Origin of the sequence: Maritalea porphyrae (genome assembly GCF_027213965.1) — a bacterium.
In the GTDB taxonomy this organism is placed as follows: domain Bacteria; phylum Pseudomonadota; class Alphaproteobacteria; order Rhizobiales; family Devosiaceae; genus Maritalea; species Maritalea porphyrae_A.
The window spans coordinates 31,835-47,957 of record NZ_JAPWGX010000005.1; the positions used below are offsets into that span (position 1 = coordinate 31,835).

The 16,123-nt window shown below is 49.8% G+C and carries 17 protein-coding genes and 1 riboswitch; of the genes, 9 read left to right on the forward strand and 8 right to left on the reverse strand.

Going from position 1 to position 16,123, the window contains the following annotated elements; translation table 11 throughout:
• Positions 1–108 precede the first annotated feature (108 nt).
• Both chpT and O4H47_RS14870 read right to left on the reverse strand, forming a co-directional pair.
• Entirely contained in the window at positions 109–759 is a 651-nt protein-coding gene (chpT, locus tag O4H47_RS14865) for a histidine phosphotransferase ChpT (RefSeq protein ID WP_269394801.1), read from the reverse strand.
• Between the two features lie 139 nt (positions 760–898).
• Positions 899–1,402: a YHS domain-containing (seleno)protein gene (locus O4H47_RS14870; RefSeq protein WP_269394802.1), complete on the reverse strand. Its 504-nt coding sequence runs from the start codon at positions 1,400–1,402 to the stop codon at positions 899–901.
• Positions 1,403–1,533: 131 nt separating this feature from the next.
• Between O4H47_RS14870 and O4H47_RS14875 the strand changes: the two genes are divergently transcribed.
• Together O4H47_RS14875 and O4H47_RS14880 are read left to right on the forward strand one after the other, a co-directional pair.
• Entirely contained in the window at positions 1,534–2,103 is a 570-nt protein-coding gene (locus tag O4H47_RS14875) for a DUF1134 domain-containing protein (RefSeq protein WP_269394803.1), read from the forward strand.
• A gap of 162 nt (positions 2,104–2,265) precedes the next feature.
• Positions 2,266–3,456 carry a hypothetical protein gene (locus O4H47_RS14880; protein ID WP_269394804.1) on the forward strand — a complete coding sequence of 397 codons (1,191 nt, stop codon included), beginning with the start codon at positions 2,266–2,268 and terminating at the stop codon, positions 3,454–3,456.
• Positions 3,457–3,458: 2 nt separating this feature from the next.
• Here the strand turns inward: O4H47_RS14880 and O4H47_RS14885 are convergent, their stop codons facing one another.
• Entirely contained in the window at positions 3,459–3,821 is a 363-nt protein-coding gene (locus O4H47_RS14885) for a hypothetical protein (protein ID WP_269394805.1), read from the reverse strand.
• On the opposite strand from O4H47_RS14885, the gene O4H47_RS14890 reads away from it, so the two are divergent.
• Both O4H47_RS14890 and rpoH read left to right on the forward strand, forming a co-directional pair.
• Positions 3,820–4,827, forward strand: a complete 1,008-nt coding sequence (locus O4H47_RS14890; RefSeq protein ID WP_269394806.1) for an RluA family pseudouridine synthase — start codon at positions 3,820–3,822, stop codon at positions 4,825–4,827. The genes O4H47_RS14885 and O4H47_RS14890 overlap by 2 nt on opposite strands.
• Positions 4,828–5,012: 185 nt before the next feature.
• A complete protein-coding gene (gene rpoH / locus O4H47_RS14895) occupies positions 5,013–5,897 on the forward strand; it encodes an RNA polymerase sigma factor RpoH (RefSeq protein WP_269394807.1) in 885 nt (294 codons plus the stop codon).
• Here rpoH and O4H47_RS14900 read toward each other — a convergent pair.
• Together O4H47_RS14900 and O4H47_RS14905 are read right to left on the reverse strand one after the other, a co-directional pair.
• Entirely contained in the window at positions 5,894–6,517 is a 624-nt protein-coding gene (locus O4H47_RS14900; protein ID WP_269394808.1) for an FMN-binding negative transcriptional regulator, read from the reverse strand. The genes rpoH and O4H47_RS14900 overlap by 4 nt on opposite strands.
• A 22-nt stretch (positions 6,518–6,539) precedes the next feature.
• Positions 6,540–7,235 (reverse strand): thiamine diphosphokinase, encoded by a 696-nt coding sequence (locus O4H47_RS14905; RefSeq protein WP_269394809.1) that lies wholly within the window; start codon positions 7,233–7,235, stop codon positions 6,540–6,542.
• Positions 7,236–7,260: 25 nt separating this feature from the next.
• Positions 7,261–7,354: riboswitch (TPP riboswitch) on the forward strand.
• A 71-nt stretch (positions 7,355–7,425) separates the two neighbouring features.
• Here O4H47_RS14905 and thiB point away from each other — a divergent pair.
• Genes thiB through O4H47_RS14920 form a run of 3 tightly spaced genes read left to right on the forward strand, consistent with a single transcriptional unit; the run spans position 7,426 to position 10,688 of the window.
• Complete coding sequence (gene thiB, locus O4H47_RS14910) at positions 7,426–8,433, forward strand: thiamine ABC transporter substrate binding subunit (RefSeq protein WP_269394810.1); 1,008 nt, start codon at positions 7,426–7,428, stop codon at positions 8,431–8,433.
• 22 nt (positions 8,434–8,455) lie between these two features.
• Positions 8,456–10,084, forward strand: a complete 1,629-nt coding sequence (locus O4H47_RS14915) for a hypothetical protein (RefSeq protein WP_269394811.1) — start codon at positions 8,456–8,458, stop codon at positions 10,082–10,084.
• Complete coding sequence (locus O4H47_RS14920) at positions 10,068–10,688, forward strand: ATP-binding cassette domain-containing protein (RefSeq protein WP_269394812.1); 621 nt, start codon at positions 10,068–10,070, stop codon at positions 10,686–10,688. Before O4H47_RS14915 ends, O4H47_RS14920 begins: the two co-directional genes overlap by 17 nt.
• A gap of 5 nt (positions 10,689–10,693) precedes the next feature.
• Here O4H47_RS14920 and O4H47_RS14925 read toward each other — a convergent pair whose 3' ends face one another.
• Both O4H47_RS14925 and O4H47_RS14930 read right to left on the reverse strand, forming a co-directional pair.
• A complete protein-coding gene (locus O4H47_RS14925) occupies positions 10,694–12,910 on the reverse strand; it encodes a hypothetical protein (RefSeq protein WP_269394813.1) in 2,217 nt (738 codons plus the stop codon).
• A gap of 46 nt (positions 12,911–12,956) precedes the next feature.
• Positions 12,957–14,249: an adenylosuccinate synthase gene (locus tag O4H47_RS14930; protein ID WP_269394814.1), complete on the reverse strand. Its 1,293-nt coding sequence runs from the start codon at positions 14,247–14,249 to the stop codon at positions 12,957–12,959.
• Positions 14,250–14,414: 165 nt separating this feature from the next.
• On the opposite strand from O4H47_RS14930, the gene O4H47_RS14935 reads away from it, so the two are divergent.
• The gene (locus tag O4H47_RS14935) at positions 14,415–15,389 is read left to right on the forward strand and encodes a DMT family transporter (RefSeq protein WP_269394815.1); all 975 of its coding nucleotides are present in this window, start codon (positions 14,415–14,417) and stop codon (positions 15,387–15,389) included.
• A complete protein-coding gene (locus tag O4H47_RS14940; RefSeq protein WP_269394816.1) occupies positions 15,376–15,594 on the forward strand; it encodes a SlyX family protein in 219 nt (72 codons plus the stop codon). Before O4H47_RS14935 ends, O4H47_RS14940 begins: the two co-directional genes overlap by 14 nt.
• Before the next feature lie 2 nt (positions 15,595–15,596).
• On the opposite strand, the gene O4H47_RS14945 is transcribed toward O4H47_RS14940, so the two are convergent.
• Positions 15,597–16,034 (reverse strand): VOC family protein, encoded by a 438-nt coding sequence (locus O4H47_RS14945; protein WP_269394817.1) that lies wholly within the window; start codon positions 16,032–16,034, stop codon positions 15,597–15,599.
• Positions 16,035–16,123: the final 89 nt, after the last annotated feature.

Genomic DNA, 16,123 nt, shown 5'->3' on the forward strand with positions numbered 1-16,123 from the left:
AACGCCAGACAAAAAGTATGACGCAACATTGCGGGCACATTCGTTAACGAGTTCTTGAAGAAACCACCTATGCGTATTCACACCTAAGCAGACATCCCAAGACCAATTCTAGGCAGATGCAACAGCTTTAAGGGTCACCACATCGTCAACCATTTCAATGGTCACATCCAAACCGGACTCGCGGGCCAAAAGACCTGCATAATAAGGCTGAATAACCTGCGCATCGATGCGTCCATCTTCAGGCCGACCAGCCAACAAAGGACCCACCAAATGCGGGATCAATGTTTTCTTGCCAGTTGATGTGAGAATAACGCCTTCTTGCCCCATTGGTGCACCGTCCAATTCAACGGTAACGGTACCGCCGCGCGGCACTGAACCTGCTGAGATCAAAAGCAAGTTCAAGATCATTTTCACTTTGTTTTTCGGCAGCAGAACAGGATCAATTTTCCAAATGAGATCTGCTTTTTCGCCAGCCATGTAGCTTTGGGCCACTTTTTCAGCTTCTCGCGTATCAATCTCAGTACCTTGGGTCGAAGATGCACCAAAAGCCAAACGTGCAAATTCAAGTTTCGCGCGCGCTTGCTTTGCAGCATTGTTGATCAGCTCTTGCGCGAACTCAGCCATTTCTGCCTGTTCAGGGTCAGCCAGCACTTCAAGCCCATTACCAATCGCACCCACTGGGCTGATCAAATCGTGACACACGCGCGAGCACAGCATCGCCGCCAAATCATTCCCGTTTATTTCAACCAGTTCTGCCATTGCGTTCCCTTATAAGTGCAAAAGGTTGGCGCACATGATGATTGCCCAACCGAATCAAGTTGGCCCAGTTTAGCTCGAAGCCCAACAGGAGCAAGACATGGAGCGCATTATCCAAGCAACAAAAGGGGTTTGCTATTCTCTACTGGCGTGCCAACTGATCGCGCAATTCTAGCCAATTATCAAAAGCGAAGTTTACCATCGCGGCTTTCTCAAGCAAAAAAGCTTCACGGTTTCCGGCTGAATAAAACAAATAGAGGCGGCGGTTATAAACATAATAAATGCGCGGATTGCCGTTCGATAAATATCCACGTGCCAGACCCGCCAAACCATAGCCACCAAACTGGGGCACATAGGCTTCTGGCGCAGCGCGAAACACCTCTTTGTTCGCTTCTGTGGCAAAAAACCAAGAGACACCCTTCCACGAAAACTCGTAGTCAGACTTGCCCATTAAAGGCTCTGGTTCAGTGAAATAACTTACAGGGTCCATGCCCTCAATGGCAGAACCAGACAAAGGATCTGTGACATACATGGCAAGGAAATTGCGGCTCGTTTGCGCAAAAGAAGGCGCAACCAGATAAAAAACCGCACAAAGCGACAAACAAAGTACCGCAAGCCGGCTGATGGTTAATCTTTGTTTACTCAATTGCCGCATCATCGCCTTGTTTACACACTACCTGTTAGCGAACGAATTTAGACTAACAAAAAGTGTTGTCTGCTTTGTTAACGTTCAAATTAACACGGCGCGATCATCAAAGACCTAAGGAAATAGGGCCAATGTTTTCCAAGATTTGCAAGCTGCTCATCGTTATTGTTTCTGTAGTCGCGATGCCAACTATCGCAACAGCGCAGGACACTGTTTCAGACCGCTACACAGCGAACGAGTTGGTGACAGCCGGTGGCCAATTTTTTGGCAAAGTCTCCCAAGGTCTAGCGTCAGTTGTGGAACGCGCTGTTGGTAATTACGGTCTTCCAAATGGCTACATATTGGGCCAAGAAGGCTCCGGCGCTTTCTTTGGTGGGGTGCGATATGGCGACGGCGAACTCTACACAAAGAATGCAGGCAATCACATTCTATATTGGCAAGGCCCAACGCTTGGGTTTGATTTTGGAGCCGATGGCTCACAGGTCATGATGCTGGTTTACAATCTACCCTCAACCGATTCGATCTACGGGCGATATCCAGGGGTTGATGGCTCCGCCTATGTTGTTGGTGGTGTGGGCATGACAGTGATGAAATATAAAGATATCTATATTGTGCCCATACGTTCGGGCATTGGTGCCCGCCTTGGGATCAATGTAGGGTATTTAAAGTTCACACAAAGCCCCACATGGAATCCGTTTTGATGGCGTGATTGTTTGACATCAATCCATTAACCGCAATTGCCTTTGTGGCGTGACCACTAGCCCCAACTTGTGTTATTAACCATTTGTAAACACAACTTCATCTGAAGCTATCTTTTCGCATCATTGTGAATTAGCAATAGGATGTTGGATTGGGGAGTTTTTATGGTCATTGAGCTGATGATGTTTTACGCACTTGGTTTTTTGTGCGCCATCATTCTAGCCTTACTGTTTTTGCCTAGCATTTGGCGCAGGGCAGTTCGCTTGACCAAAAAACGCATTGCAGCCACCACGCCGGTCACCCTTTCAGAATTTCGCGCAGAAAAAGATCAACTTCGCGCGCAAAACGCTTTGAAACTGCGCAAGCTCGAGCTTCAGCTGGAAGACTTGCGCAAAAAACGCGCTACCCAATTGCGCGAACTCACCCAGCTTCGCCAAACTCAAGAATTGGCCGTGCATGAACATGAAGGCGCGCAAAGCATTGCCGCCGAATTGGTCGAACGCAATCAAGAACTGCAAGATCAAGTGCGCAACTACGAAGTTGAATTGACCAACATCAGTCAAAAACTGCGCTACCGCGAACGCGATCTAGCCGCGAAAATTGAAGAACTAGACCAAGCGCGCGCCGCCGCCAACATCGCCGCTTCCGCTGTTCTGCAAAACTTCGATGATGAAGAAGACATTCAGGCATACGAGGGCGATGCGAAAAAACTTGCAAAATCTCTGGCCGCTGAGCGCAAACGCAATGCCTTTTTGGAAGAACAGTTGCGCGCCTCAATGACCCGGGTGCAAGAGCTCAAAAACAAAGGCCGATCAAGCCACGACAAAACACTTACCCAGGATATTCCAGATTTGCTGGACGATGCGGAAGCCCATATTGCCATCGCCACGGAGCGGTTCAATGCCTTGCTGAACGCTCAAGCCAAGCCCAAATCTAACGATCAAGAACTACTGACCGAGAATGTGACGGACGAACAGGCAGCGCTACATGCAACCGCCCACATTCCTACAGCACCCACCACAAGTCTTGCTGAGGAACTGATGGTTGAGGATGAATTGGAAGATGTAGGCAGCCGCATTATGGCCTTAGAGGAAGACATTCTCACCCGCTTCTCTCAAGAAGCAAGCGACATTGACGATTTACGTGATCGTATGCAGAACATTGCCGTCGACATCAGCCATATCATTTATGCGCAAGACAGCGCAGGCGGTCCCGACGGCGAAGAAAGCCTCTTTGATCGCGTGCGCAAATATGCCGACGACGGTTTAGACGAAGCTGTGATGGAACCAACCGCCGACGAAAATGTCTTTGGCCGGGTCGCTGACCGCATGGATGCGCTCAAAAAGTCGTCTTAAGACTAGTTCGAGGGCACTTCTGCAATAATTGCAATGTCACGTACAACCTCACCAGATGTGGCGTTCACGACACGAATATTGGTCACATCACCCAGTTTGTAGGTTAGCGTAATCAATCCATCTTGAACCACGGCGGAAACGATTGTAGCCCCTTGCGGCACGCCAACACTTTGCGCTTGATACACATCATCGCCCGACTTTTGGTTCAAACGATAGACAAGTGCGCCCGCAACCGCCATAAACCCAACCATGAGGACGAGAACACTCACGCCAAATGAACGTCGGGCGCGGTTTATAACCGCCTCAACTTCAGGGGTAAGCTCATTGTTTTCGTCATTAGCATCTAAAGGTTTATCAGCACTCATGCACATGGGCTCCGAAAGCGAATTGGTTACATTTTTTGTCAGCGCCGAAGATCACGGCAAGCGATTAGACGTTGTTTTGGCTTCGCTCCTTGATGGACACTCCCGATCAAGATGCCAAGCCCTCATTCGCACTGGTGCGCTTTCAATTGACGGCGCGACCATAAGCGAGCCGAAATACCGCGTCAAACAAGATCAGCAACTTTGTTTTGCCGAACCCGCACCAACTGACGCAGATCCTGAACCCCAAGACATCCCGCTCAACGTTTTGTTTGAAGATGATGCGATCATTGTCATCGATAAACCTGCCGGCATGGTGGTCCATCCCGCCGCTAGCGTTGAAAAAGATACATTGGTCAACGCCCTGCTGTTTCATTGCGGCGACAGCCTTAAAGGCATCGGTGGGGTAAAACGTCCTGGCATCGTGCATCGCTTAGACAAAGATACATCCGGCGTCATGATTGCGGCCAAAACCGACGAGGCGCATAGGTCCCTTTCCGCTCAATTTGCAGACCACGGTAAGAATGGCCCTTTGCGCCGTACCTACAATGCTTTTGTATGGGGAGTACCAGACCCAGAAGCCGGCACAATCGATGCAATGATTGGTCGCTCGACACACAACCGCACCAAGCAGGCGATTGTTGAGAAGAATGGCCGCCATGCGGTCACCCATTATAAAACCCTTATGGCTTTCGGCGGCAACGCATGGACAGTAAGCAAAATTGCTTGTCAGCTCGAAACAGGTCGCACCCATCAAATCCGTGTCCATTTGGCCCACATTGGCCACGCCCTATTGGGCGACCCAACATATGGAATTGGTTTTGAAAGCCGTGAGCGCAATCTACCCATGTTGGTGCAAAAATCACTCAAATCCTTGTCTCGCCAAGCCCTACACGCGGTGGATTTGACCATCGCCCATCCCGTTTCTGGCGCCAAGATGCACTTTTCTTCCCCTGTTCCCACCGATATGGAAAATCTTGAAAAAACCTTGCAAACCGCTGATTCTTAGGCCAAGTTTCAGCTCTTTTGTCGATTTTTGAACATTTTTTCTCCCTCAAAGGGGTGAAATGCCATATATCGGCCCTATATAGTGTCCAACAATCAAATTGATTGCATGTGGTGCGTCCAGCATGGAGCATCAAATTGTGTCGGCTGAGTTTGATGCGACACGCAACGGGAATGAGGGGGTGCTAAATGGCCCAAACAAATTTGCCAACATTGTCTTCAGACAATGGCTTATCGCGCTATTTGCAGGAAATCCGCAAATTCCCAATGCTTGAGCCAAACGAAGAGTTTATGCTCGCCAAGCGCTATAAAGAGCATGAAGACCCAGAGGCCGCTCAAAAACTCATCACGTCGCACCTGCGCCTTGTGGCCAAAATTGCCATGGGTTATCGCGGATATGGATTGCCAATTTCAGAGGTGATTTCAGAAGGCAATGTGGGGCTTATGCAGGCGGTTAAACGGTTTGAGCCAGATAAGGGTTTCCGCCTGGCAACCTATGCAATGTGGTGGATCCGCGCATCAATTCAAGAATATGTGCTGCGCTCATGGTCGCTCGTAAAAATCGGCACCACCGCCGCGCAAAAACGCCTATTCTTCAACCTACGCAAAATCAAAGGTCAAATTGCAGCCCTTGATGATGGCGCCTTGCATCCCGACCAGATCAAACAAATTGCCACAACGCTAAAAGTGTCTGAGGCAGACGTTGTATCCATGAACCAACGCCTTACAGGCGATGCATCCTTGAACGCACCCATGCGCTCAGACGAAGGCGCATCACAGTGGCAAGATTGGCTGGTGGACGATGAACCAGACCAAGAAACCGCCCTTGGCGATGCGCAAGAATATGACGAGCGCATGAGCTTACTCAACAACGCCATGAGCGTTTTAAACGAACGTGAACAAGAGATATTCAAAGCCCGCCGCTTGCGCGAACCTGCCTTGACGCTGGAAGAACTTGCGCAAAAGTTTGAAGTCTCCCGTGAACGCATCAGACAAATCGAAGTGCGCGCTTTTGAGAAGGTGCAGATCGAAGTGAAAAAGCAGGCGTTGGAAAAAGCAGGGGAACCGGCCTAAAGGCCCTTTTTGATAATCGCTGCAGTCGCAAGGGCAGCTTGATCACCATCGTCGTGCAAACCTTCAACAACGGCGGCTTTATCGATGTTTTGGCGGTTCTGACTCATCTTCCATTTGCCAACGAGTTCGGTGATTTCAAACTCCAGCCCATAAAGCCCTTTGAGCTGACGCGCCAAGTAATCTGCTGGCGCATCCGAAACGGACCATGGGTCTACCCGACCTTCTTCCATCTGATCCGTCATAGATTTCAAATGGCATAGTTTCCATTTAGCATCATGCTTAAAATGCAACTTGCCCCGCGCGTGCACCACCACATAATTGTAGGTAGGCACTTCTTTGCCATGCTCTTTTTTACCCGGATACCACCCAGCGGAAATATAGTGCGCAGGCCCTTGAAAAATGGCCAAAGCCTCAGCCCCATCTTCACACTGCTCCAGCAAATCATTGCCGCGCGACAAATGGGCATGCAGCTGCTCGCCGTTTTTGGCCAAAACCATCGGCAAATGATTGGCTGTTAGCCCCTCAGAAATGTTGCAGACCAAGGCGGCCAATGGGTGCTGCGCAATTGCATCAAGCAATACTTCTTTGCGCGTCTCTTTGAAAGCCGGTGGTTGATACATTGGCGGGGTCCCAATTCGTTGGTTAGTACAGCTTATTCAAGATCGCGCCAAAATGTGTTCTTGGCAAGATGACAAGATATGGATCATCAAAGTCTTTTGCACAATTCAATTGCACTTTTGGCGCACAAGTTACGTTTGACGTACCAATGCGTTTCCCCACATCCAAGGTCAATCCATCTAACGGAAATTTCAGGCCAACCGACGACTTAAATTTTGCTGGGTGAAGCGGATAAACTGAAAACCTTGTCCTCACCGGTAAATCAATCTCAAAATCCCCCGCTACGCCAATACACATATCGACTTGATCCATCAAAACAATATGCTTTTGCGCCCCATATCGCGCAATGGTGTGAAATGCGGCGAGCGTATGATCGACCCTTTTGCCCAACATGCCAAAACATATGAACATGGGCGCATCAATTGAGTATAGGCATTTCTCAAAATCGGTGGTTTCTTGCTCGATAATTTCAATCATCTGAACGTTTGGATCAAACGCACTGCGATCCGCAATGGAATCAAAATCTCCAATCACAGAATGCAATTGAAGCCCAAGCGCCAACGCCGCGTCAGCCGCCCCATCAGCCGCAATCAACGCATAGCCACGTTCCACGAACTCGCGCAATTGGGCGGGGTCAAAATCCCCTCCACCCAGCACAATAACGGGCGTTGAAAATAGCAATAGGGCCTTTTGCGCACTCGACTTATTGGGGTCTTGCATAACAACTCAAATCGACTAAGTTAGCCCCATCTCGCTGGGGTGCTCCAAAAGGAGCTGAGAATAAACCCATATAACCTGAACCAGGTCATGCTGGCGGAGGGAGACCGAGATGACAAGTGCCAAAACGGCTAAAGATTGTCATTTCCCCTTTTATGCACGACCGCACATTGTTTGATATGAGGGACAGTACATGTCTTTGAAAAAACTCACGATTGCGGCGCTTATTACTCTTGTTCCATTTGCATCAACTGCAGTGGCAAACGATAAGCCAACGCTCACCATCTATACATATGATAGCTTCGCATCCGATTGGGGCCCTGGCCCACAAATCAAAGCTGGCTTTGAAGCCACTTGCAATTGCATCGTGGATTTTGTTGGCGCAGAAGATGCGATCAGCGCCCTGCGCAAAGCCCAACTTGAAGGCGACAGCACAAAAGCGGACATTATTCTAGGGCTCGACACAAGTGTTGCTGCTGAAGCAAAAAGCACCGAATTGTTTGCTGCCCACAACACCGATCTGTCAGCACTCAAATTGCCGATCGACTATACGTCTGATCAATTTGTGCCGTTTGACTATGGCTATTTTGCCTTCGTTTATCGCAAATCAGACTTCCCAAATGCACCAACTTCATTTGAAGATTTGGACAAAGCAGGCGAAGATTTCAAATTTGTTATTCAAGACCCACGCTCATCCACACCCGGCCTTGGCTTGGTGCTTTGGGCAAAAGCGGCCTATGGCGACGATACTGCAGAAATGTGGCCTGATCTAAAAGATCATATCCTAACCGTCACAAAAGGTTGGTCTGAAAGCTACAGCCTGTTCTTGGATGGGGAAGCGGACATGGTGCTAAGCTACACCACCTCGCCTTCATACCATAAGATCGCCGAAGAAGACGACAATTACGCCGCAGCGATTTTTGACGAAGGTCACTACCTGCAAATCGAATTGGCCGGTGTTTTGAAGTCCTCAAAAAACCAAGAATTGGCACAGAGCTTCATGAAGTATCTTGTGAGCCAAGACGCGCAAAAAATCATCCCAACAACCAACTGGATGTTCCCAGTGGTTGAATTAGAAGGCGGATTGCCTGAGGGTTTTGCAACACCTTTGACCAAAGAGCAGACGTTGCTGCTTGATGATCAAGACGTCGGCGCCAACACAAAGGCATATATTGATGCCTTCTTTGCCGGCATTGAATAATAATAAAACACGGTCTCGCCCTATGGGCGGGACCTTCCCCCTTTTGCGCGCGCCGCGCCTTTTGGTGGGCCTGCTCATTGCCTTATGCGTCGGGGCGCTCATTTGCGCCCTCATTGCCATCATTTGGCAAGCCGCTGATCTATTTGGTAATCCAAAAACCAGTTCGATCGATATTTTTCACCTGCTTCGAATGTCCGCCATTCAAGCGGGCCTTTCCGTTTTACTTGCTTTCGTAACCGGCAGCATTGTTGCCATTGCACTCACCCGTCTCACGTTCTTCGGTAAACCATTTGTTCTGGCCTTCCTGTCCGCCGGGTTGGTATTGCCCACCTTGGTCGTGGCGTTCGGCCTATTGGCCATTTGGGGGCGCGCTGGGCTAATCAACGACATCGGCCAATCTGTTGGTTTGGGAAAACTGCCCTTCACCATTTTTGGGCTTCAAGGCATTCTTGCCGCCCACACAATTCTCAACGGCTCTTTCGCAGCGCGGATATTTTATGATCGCTTGCAAGCATTACCCAGCGCCAGCTTAAAATTGGGCCAATCCCTTGGCCTAAGCGAATGGCAACGCTTCACAATCCTTGATTGGCCTGTTCTCAAAAGCGCCATGCCCGGCCTTGGCGCAACCATTTTCTTGATGTGTTTTACATCATTTTCCGTCGTGCTATTGCTAGGCGGCGGCCCTGCCAATGCCACATTTGAAGTTGCCATTTTTGAAGCGGTAAAGCTTGATTTTGACCTTCATCGCGCAGCGCTTTTAGCCGCAGCGCAATTGGCGTTTTGCCTGTTCATCATCATCCCCACAGCAGGTCTTAAAAGTAATTCAGTGCTAATTGGCGCCAGCCAAAACCACCTCTGGGCCGCAACAGGCAAAGTTAAATGGATAATCGGCGCCCTGCTGTTCGTGCTTATGCTCACCTATGCAAGCCCTTTGCTGATCATCCTCTATGAAGGCTTTGATCCCGCCATATTCAAGCTCATCAGCTCGCGAAAATTTCTCAACGCCCTAGCTACATCTTGTGTCATTGCTACCGCCAGCGCCACCATCGCGCTCACTTGTGCCATGTTGCTTGCTTTTGCACGTGCCGAATTGATCTACCAAAACGCTGGCGCAACCAGCACCAACATATTGCGCACGGTCATCAGCGCACCGGTTTTTGCCTACCTTGCGACACCGTCGATCGTCTTGGCTCTTGGATTCTTTTTGTTGGCCCGATTTGCAGGCTTGGACACATCAAAAGTGGGCATCTATGTTGTGGTCATTGCCAATGCGCTATTGGCTTTGCCGCTGGCAAACGCAACGCTTGGCCCGCCAGTTGAGAAAATAGCCAACAAACATTTTCGTCTGGTCAAAAGCCTAAACATCAACGGCTGGCGCAGGTTCCGCTTTATCGAACTGCCCCTTATCCGCAAAGAATGTGCCTATGTTTTCGCCCTTGGCTTTAGCTATTCATTTGGCGACCTTGGGGTCATCGCCCTATTTGGCACAGACGACTTCAGCACCTTACCTTGGATGATGTATCGCGCCTTGGGGGCATATCGGTCCAATGACGCCGCAATGCTGGCTGCAATTTTACTGTTCATCGCAGTATTTAGCTTTTACATTTTCCCCAAAATACTGGGAGGACGCGACAATGCTCACCTTCAATAGAGTAGAATTCGCCTATCCAAAAACCACACCATATCACTTTGACTTCAGAGTAAATCGCGGAGAAATCGTAGGCATTGCGGGGGCAAGCGGCTCTGGAAAATCCACACTGCTTGATTTGGTCGCAGGGTTTCAAACCCCCTCATCAGGTCAAATTGAACTAGATGACAACTCTCTTCTTAGGCTTGCGCCAGAAGAACGCCCCGTGTCCATTCTGTTTCAAAAAGACAATGTGTTCGCGCACCTTACCGCCGCCCAAAATGTGCAGCTGGGACGTAAAGACTACATCAATACAAGTGAAAAATTGGCGGAAGTGGGACTAGCGGGTTTTGAAAACCAAAAATGCGCATCTCTCTCTGGTGGACAACAACAGCGCGTTGCATTGGCCCGCACCTTGGCCCGCAATCAGCCCATTTTGCTGCTCGATGAACCATTCTCTGCACTGGATGGCGATACGGCCAGCCAAATGCGAGATCTCGTGAAAAACTTAGTAAAACAGCACAACTGGCACGCCATTTTGGTCAGCCATCACAGCCAAGATTTTGATGCCTTGGCCGATCAATTGTTCAATCTAAAGGATGGCAGATTAGAAGCGGTTGTGCGTTAGAGGGCCTATTCAGCGGCCCATGCTGCCAACACAGATTCAAAAATCGCTGCACCCTCTTTGCCTTTTTCCATGGTCACGATCGCTTTACGACCAGTGGAATAAACGACAGGCAAGTCAATCCAACCGCGTTTTGAAATCAAAGCAACATTCTTAGAAAGATCCGCTTCCGCAGCGCTTAGCGCAAAGAAGAATGAATTATCAAAAACCCTTGCCGATGCACCGATCAATGGATCTCCCTGTGCCAACTCTTGGTCCTTAAGCAAAATGCCCGGCAAACTGGCAATGCCGCCACCAAGAAAACTCTCCGTTACAGAGAAGTTGATCTCAAAGAGATGACTGGCGGGCAGAGCATCGTCACTGTTTTTTCTAAACAGCACATTTACGGACAAGTTGCGCGCAGGAACGGAAACAACCGCCTTGATCACCGGTGCTCCAGTTTCATCGACGTCTCGCGACCAAACGGTCTCCCCGGTAAAAGGCACAGCCCCACCAGTTCCGGTAATCTGCTCTTCAATCAACAACGACCTACTGCCAACCTCAACTGCCGTTTCGCTGGTATCACCCACATTGAGTTTTGGTTGATCAGGTTCGGTTGCGGCATCAGCCACTAACCGCTCTTCGGTTGATGCAACCGGCGTCTCACTAATTGGCGCCACTTCAGTTACAGGCAACGTCTCCACTGTTTCACTTGTGGGCACCTCAGGAGCAGTTTCAGTGGGCAAGCGCACCTCTGCAACGGGAGTGGTCTGTGGCGGCGTTTCACTCACCGTTGGCGTCGCATTTGTTGCGGTTACGTCGCGCACATTGCTTTGCACTGGCACACTATCATTTGTCGCAGGGGTCTGTTCAGCGGCCACACTTGGCGCTGTTGCAGTTTTGGTTGTTTTCTCCACCATGCCCAATTGCGCCATAAGCGGATTAAGATCGACAAAGCCTTCTTTCCAAGCCCAAAACGCACCGCCGCCAGCCCCGGCCAGCAACAAAACCACCAACATCAAAAACACAGTCAAACCGTTGCCGCCGGTTTCTTCGTCTTCAACAATTTGCGTTTCGCTCAAGTCATCAAGCAGCTTATCTGATGCTTTTTCACCTTTATCAGCCTTCGCTGCGGGCGCATCTTTTGGGTCTTTGCTCGCGCTGACCAGAGAAGTGGCGTCTTTGCCTTCTGCTTCCAGGTCTAATGCCTTAATCGCACGATCGATCGTGGCTTGCGGTTCGTCGCCACCAACATTTATGGAAGCGTCTTCAGTAAGGACTTCATCCACCTCAACTTCACGAACACTAGAAAGTGCAGGTGAAATCTCTGGCGTATCTCGCACATCCTTTTGGGCGTCTGGCCTCAGGGCGACAGCTGGTGGTGTAATCGCAGCCGCACTTGATGCCGCCTGCGCGGCCGCAATCACTTCATCGACAGGGTTTGGCGCGGGTTTTTCTGAGGTATCTTTGTCGGCTTTTGCAGGAACAACTATTGGTGCATCTTCACCTTCAGTTTTAGCTTCAACCTCAGGCTCTGCTTCAACCCCAAGTTCTTCGCTCGTCCCATCATCCTCAACGTCGGAAACATCGTCTTGTTCCTCGTCCGCCAATTCAGCTACGCAGACGTCTACCTTTGCTGTATGGGTCTGTTGAATTTGCTCACCTTCAGGCAGGTGATCTTCTTTAGCTGCATCCTCTTGCGCACGTACAGCATCATCCGCATCGGTATCAACTGCGCCATCTTTACGTTCAACCTGTTCTTCATCATCAGATGATTCGGCATCACTATCTTTGGCCGGCGCTTCGACTTCAGGTTCCTCAACCTCAGGCTCTTCAGCTTCTAACTCTTCAGGTTCATCAGCAAACTCTTCAAAAGCGACAGCTTGTGCCAATTCCTCTTCAACAGCCGTTTCATCCTCGACCTCCTCAGTTTCCTGAGGTTGCACAACGCGCGCAGATTCATTCTGGACGTTTGGTGTCGTCACAACCTTGGGTGCTGAGGCCTCTGTATCATTCTTCAGTCCTTGCAGCAGGGCCTCTGTGGCTTCCTGCTCCACTTGACGAATACAGTCCTCAAGCGTCAAGCGATGCTGGGTGATTTCACGCGCAGGCAATGGCGGCTCAATTGCGCGCAACTGCGTAACCAACGCTTCGCGCGCCTTCTCGTAAACAGCGCGTCGTGACGTGCCATTATTCTCTGGAAGGGCGTCAACCGCCCGTCGCAAAAGCTCTCGATAATCCGCCATCAGCTACTCAAACTTGCTCCCCGTTACCAGTTGTAACGAAAAAAACTTAGTCTTGGAAAGGGTCATGTACCAAAATGCTGTCTAAACGTTCCGGAGATGTGGACAAGACAGCAACTGGCGTCCCAATTAGTTCTTCAATTCTACGCACATACTTCACAGCTTCAGCAGGAAGATCCGCCCAACTGCGCGCGCCAGCGGTTGTGCCTTTCCACCCAGCCAATGTTTCATAAATTGGCGTAACCTCGGCCTGACCTTTCATGGTCGAAGGCAAATAGTCAATCCGCTCACCGTCCAATTCATAAGCAACACAGACTTTGATCTCTTCCATGCCATCCAAAACATCAAGCTTTGTCAAAGCAATGCCATTGAGGCCAGAAACTTGTGCCGTTTGTTTCACCAGCACGGCATCAAACCAACCACAACGGCGCTTGCGGCCTGTATTTACGCCCCACTCGTGACCTGTTTTGCCCAAATATTCGCCAATATCGTTGATTTGCTCGGTTGGAAACGGCCCCTCACCCACACGGGTTGTGTAAGCTTTGGTAATGCCCAAAACATAGTCCAGCGCTCCCGGGCCCAAGCCAGAGCCGTTTGCCGCTTGCCCACCAATAGTGTTTGATGAGGTAACGAACGGATATGTGCCATGCTCAATATCAAGCAATGCACCTTGCGCACCTTCAAACAAAATCCGTTTGCCATCGCGGCGCATGTTGTTGAGCTTTTCCCAAACCCGACCGGCAAACGGCAATATTTCGCCAGCAACATCCATCAACTCGTCATAAATTGTTTGCGCTTTAACTTCATCAATGCCCAATCCACGACGCAAAGCATTGTGGTGGCGTAAGTTGCGTTCAATCTTTGGCATCAAGCTTTCAGGGTCCGCCAAGTCACAAACTCGGATCGCGCGGCGACCAACTTTGTCTTCATATGCTGGGCCCATACCACGTTTTGTGGTGCCAATTTTCAAACCAGCATTTGAGTTTTCGCGGAAGCTATCGAGCTCGCGGTGCAACGACAAAATCAAACAAGCATTGTCAGCAATCATGAGGTTTTCAGGTGAAATCTCAACACCTTGCCCACGAAGCAAAGCCAGTTCCTGCACAAAGTGATGCGGGTCAACAACCACGCCGTTGCCAATGACAGAAAACTTGCCAGGGCGCACAACGCCCGATGGCAACAAGGCGGTCTTGTAGGTCACACCATCAATAACCAAAGTGTGGCCAGCATTGTGACCACCTTGGAAGCGCACGACAACGTCCGCGCGTTCGCTCAGCCAATCAACAATCTTACCTTTACCCTCGTCGCCCCACTGGGAGCCGACAACCACCACATTCGCCATTAAAATGTTCTCCTTGAGATCGAACGTTTTAGCCTTTTGAGTTGACCCTTTTGGCCAGCCCTGCCCCGACAAAACGCTCAAAACTGACAACAATACCCGTGTTGTTTGGTATATCGGGTACCGCCAAAACCTGTTAAGCGTCGCTGGTATAGCAAAAGTGATGCCATGACAAAACAACAATCCGCCCAAAAGAGGGCCAAAAACCCTCTAAATCACCTATTTAATCAACCCATTCTGCTTCTGGTGCTTACAGCGCTGTTTTGGGGCGGAAATATGGTGGCCGGAAAGATGGCTGTGGGCAACATCGCCCCAACAAATTTGGTGGCTGGGCGATTCCTTTTGGGCTTCTTGGTCATTTTGCCGTTCGCTTTGCCACACTTCAAAAAAGATTGGCCCGCGATCCGCGAAAAAGTCTTCTTTCTCGCGTTTGCTGGTGGCGTTGGCTTTGCTGGGTTCAACTTGTTTTTATATTTGGGCGCGCAGTATACAACCGCAGTAAACGGTGCCATTGAACAGGCATCGATCCCCATGATGGTGATGCTGGCCAACTTTATGTTTTACAGTGAACGCACAAAAGCGTTGCAAATCGTTGGGGTCATCGCCACCATTTTTGGGGTCTTATGGGTTGCAACCGCTGGTGCGCCTTTGCGCTTACTCACCCTGGATATCAATATGGGTGATGGTTTGATCCTTATTGCCTGCGTAATTTATGCAGCCTATTCAGTACTCTTGCGCTACCGTCCTAAAATCCACTGGATGAGTTTTCTTGCCACCACGTTCTTTTTCGCAACCCTTTCAGCAGTGCTTTATGAATTGGTGAGTGGCGGTTTACCCACCATGTTCGTCAATTTTACCAAGGTCACCACCACGGGGTGGTTATTGGTTCTTTACACAGGACTGTTCCCCTCCATCATCTCGCAACTTTTTTATGCACGCGGGGTGGAACTAATTGGCGCAAACCGCGCAAGCCTCTTCATCAATGCGCTGCCGTTGTTCGGCGCAATTTTATCGGTGCTGATCTTGTCAGAACAGCTTCAAAATTATCATTTTGTTGCTGCACTTTTCATTATTTCCGGCATAACGATGGCCGAATATGCAGTGCGCACCAAGAAAGGAAACAAAACCGATGAGCAGCACTAAAGATCTGGCATCACGCGTTGAAGCCCTTGAAAGCCACATCGCCCATCAAGATCAAACCATAGAAGACCTCAACAAGGCGATTACCGAGCAGTGGGCTCAGTTTGAGAAACTACAACGCGACATTTCAAAATTGCATGCCGAGTTGGAACAAATCGAATCTTCTGGCGGTGCTGGCGAAGCAGACGAACGCCCACCTCACTATTGATCCTAAAGATCAGGATGGGGGGGAGGCCCCTTCAACTCAAGCTTGTTGCCAAACGGGTCGCAGAAATAAAATGAATGCCCCAGACCGCGGGCGCCACCGTGATTTGCTTCACGTTCAATCTCAACACCATGCCGCGCAAGATGGGCCCGCAACTGATCATGATCAAACGGGCCTGCAGCCAAACAAACATGGTCAACATTGCGGCCGCCAGCAACGGGTGGCTTTGCGCCAATCCCACCTGGGTGCGTTTGATCCCACAAGACAATTAGCGCAGGGCCTGCCCACAATTGCTCCATGCCTAACTCGGGATAAGCATAACCGCGCTGACAACCAAGAACGTTCAGATAAAAATCCATCGCCAGCTGCATATCATCGACGATGAACACTATGTGATCTATTCCCGCCAAAGAAAATGGAACTTCACCGGTTTCTTGTTTCATCCATCCCCCCCAAGGGCCTTATGTAATCGATTACAGTATGGGCATTTTCACTACTACCCGTCAAGCCTGAATAGTGCTGAAACAAAAAA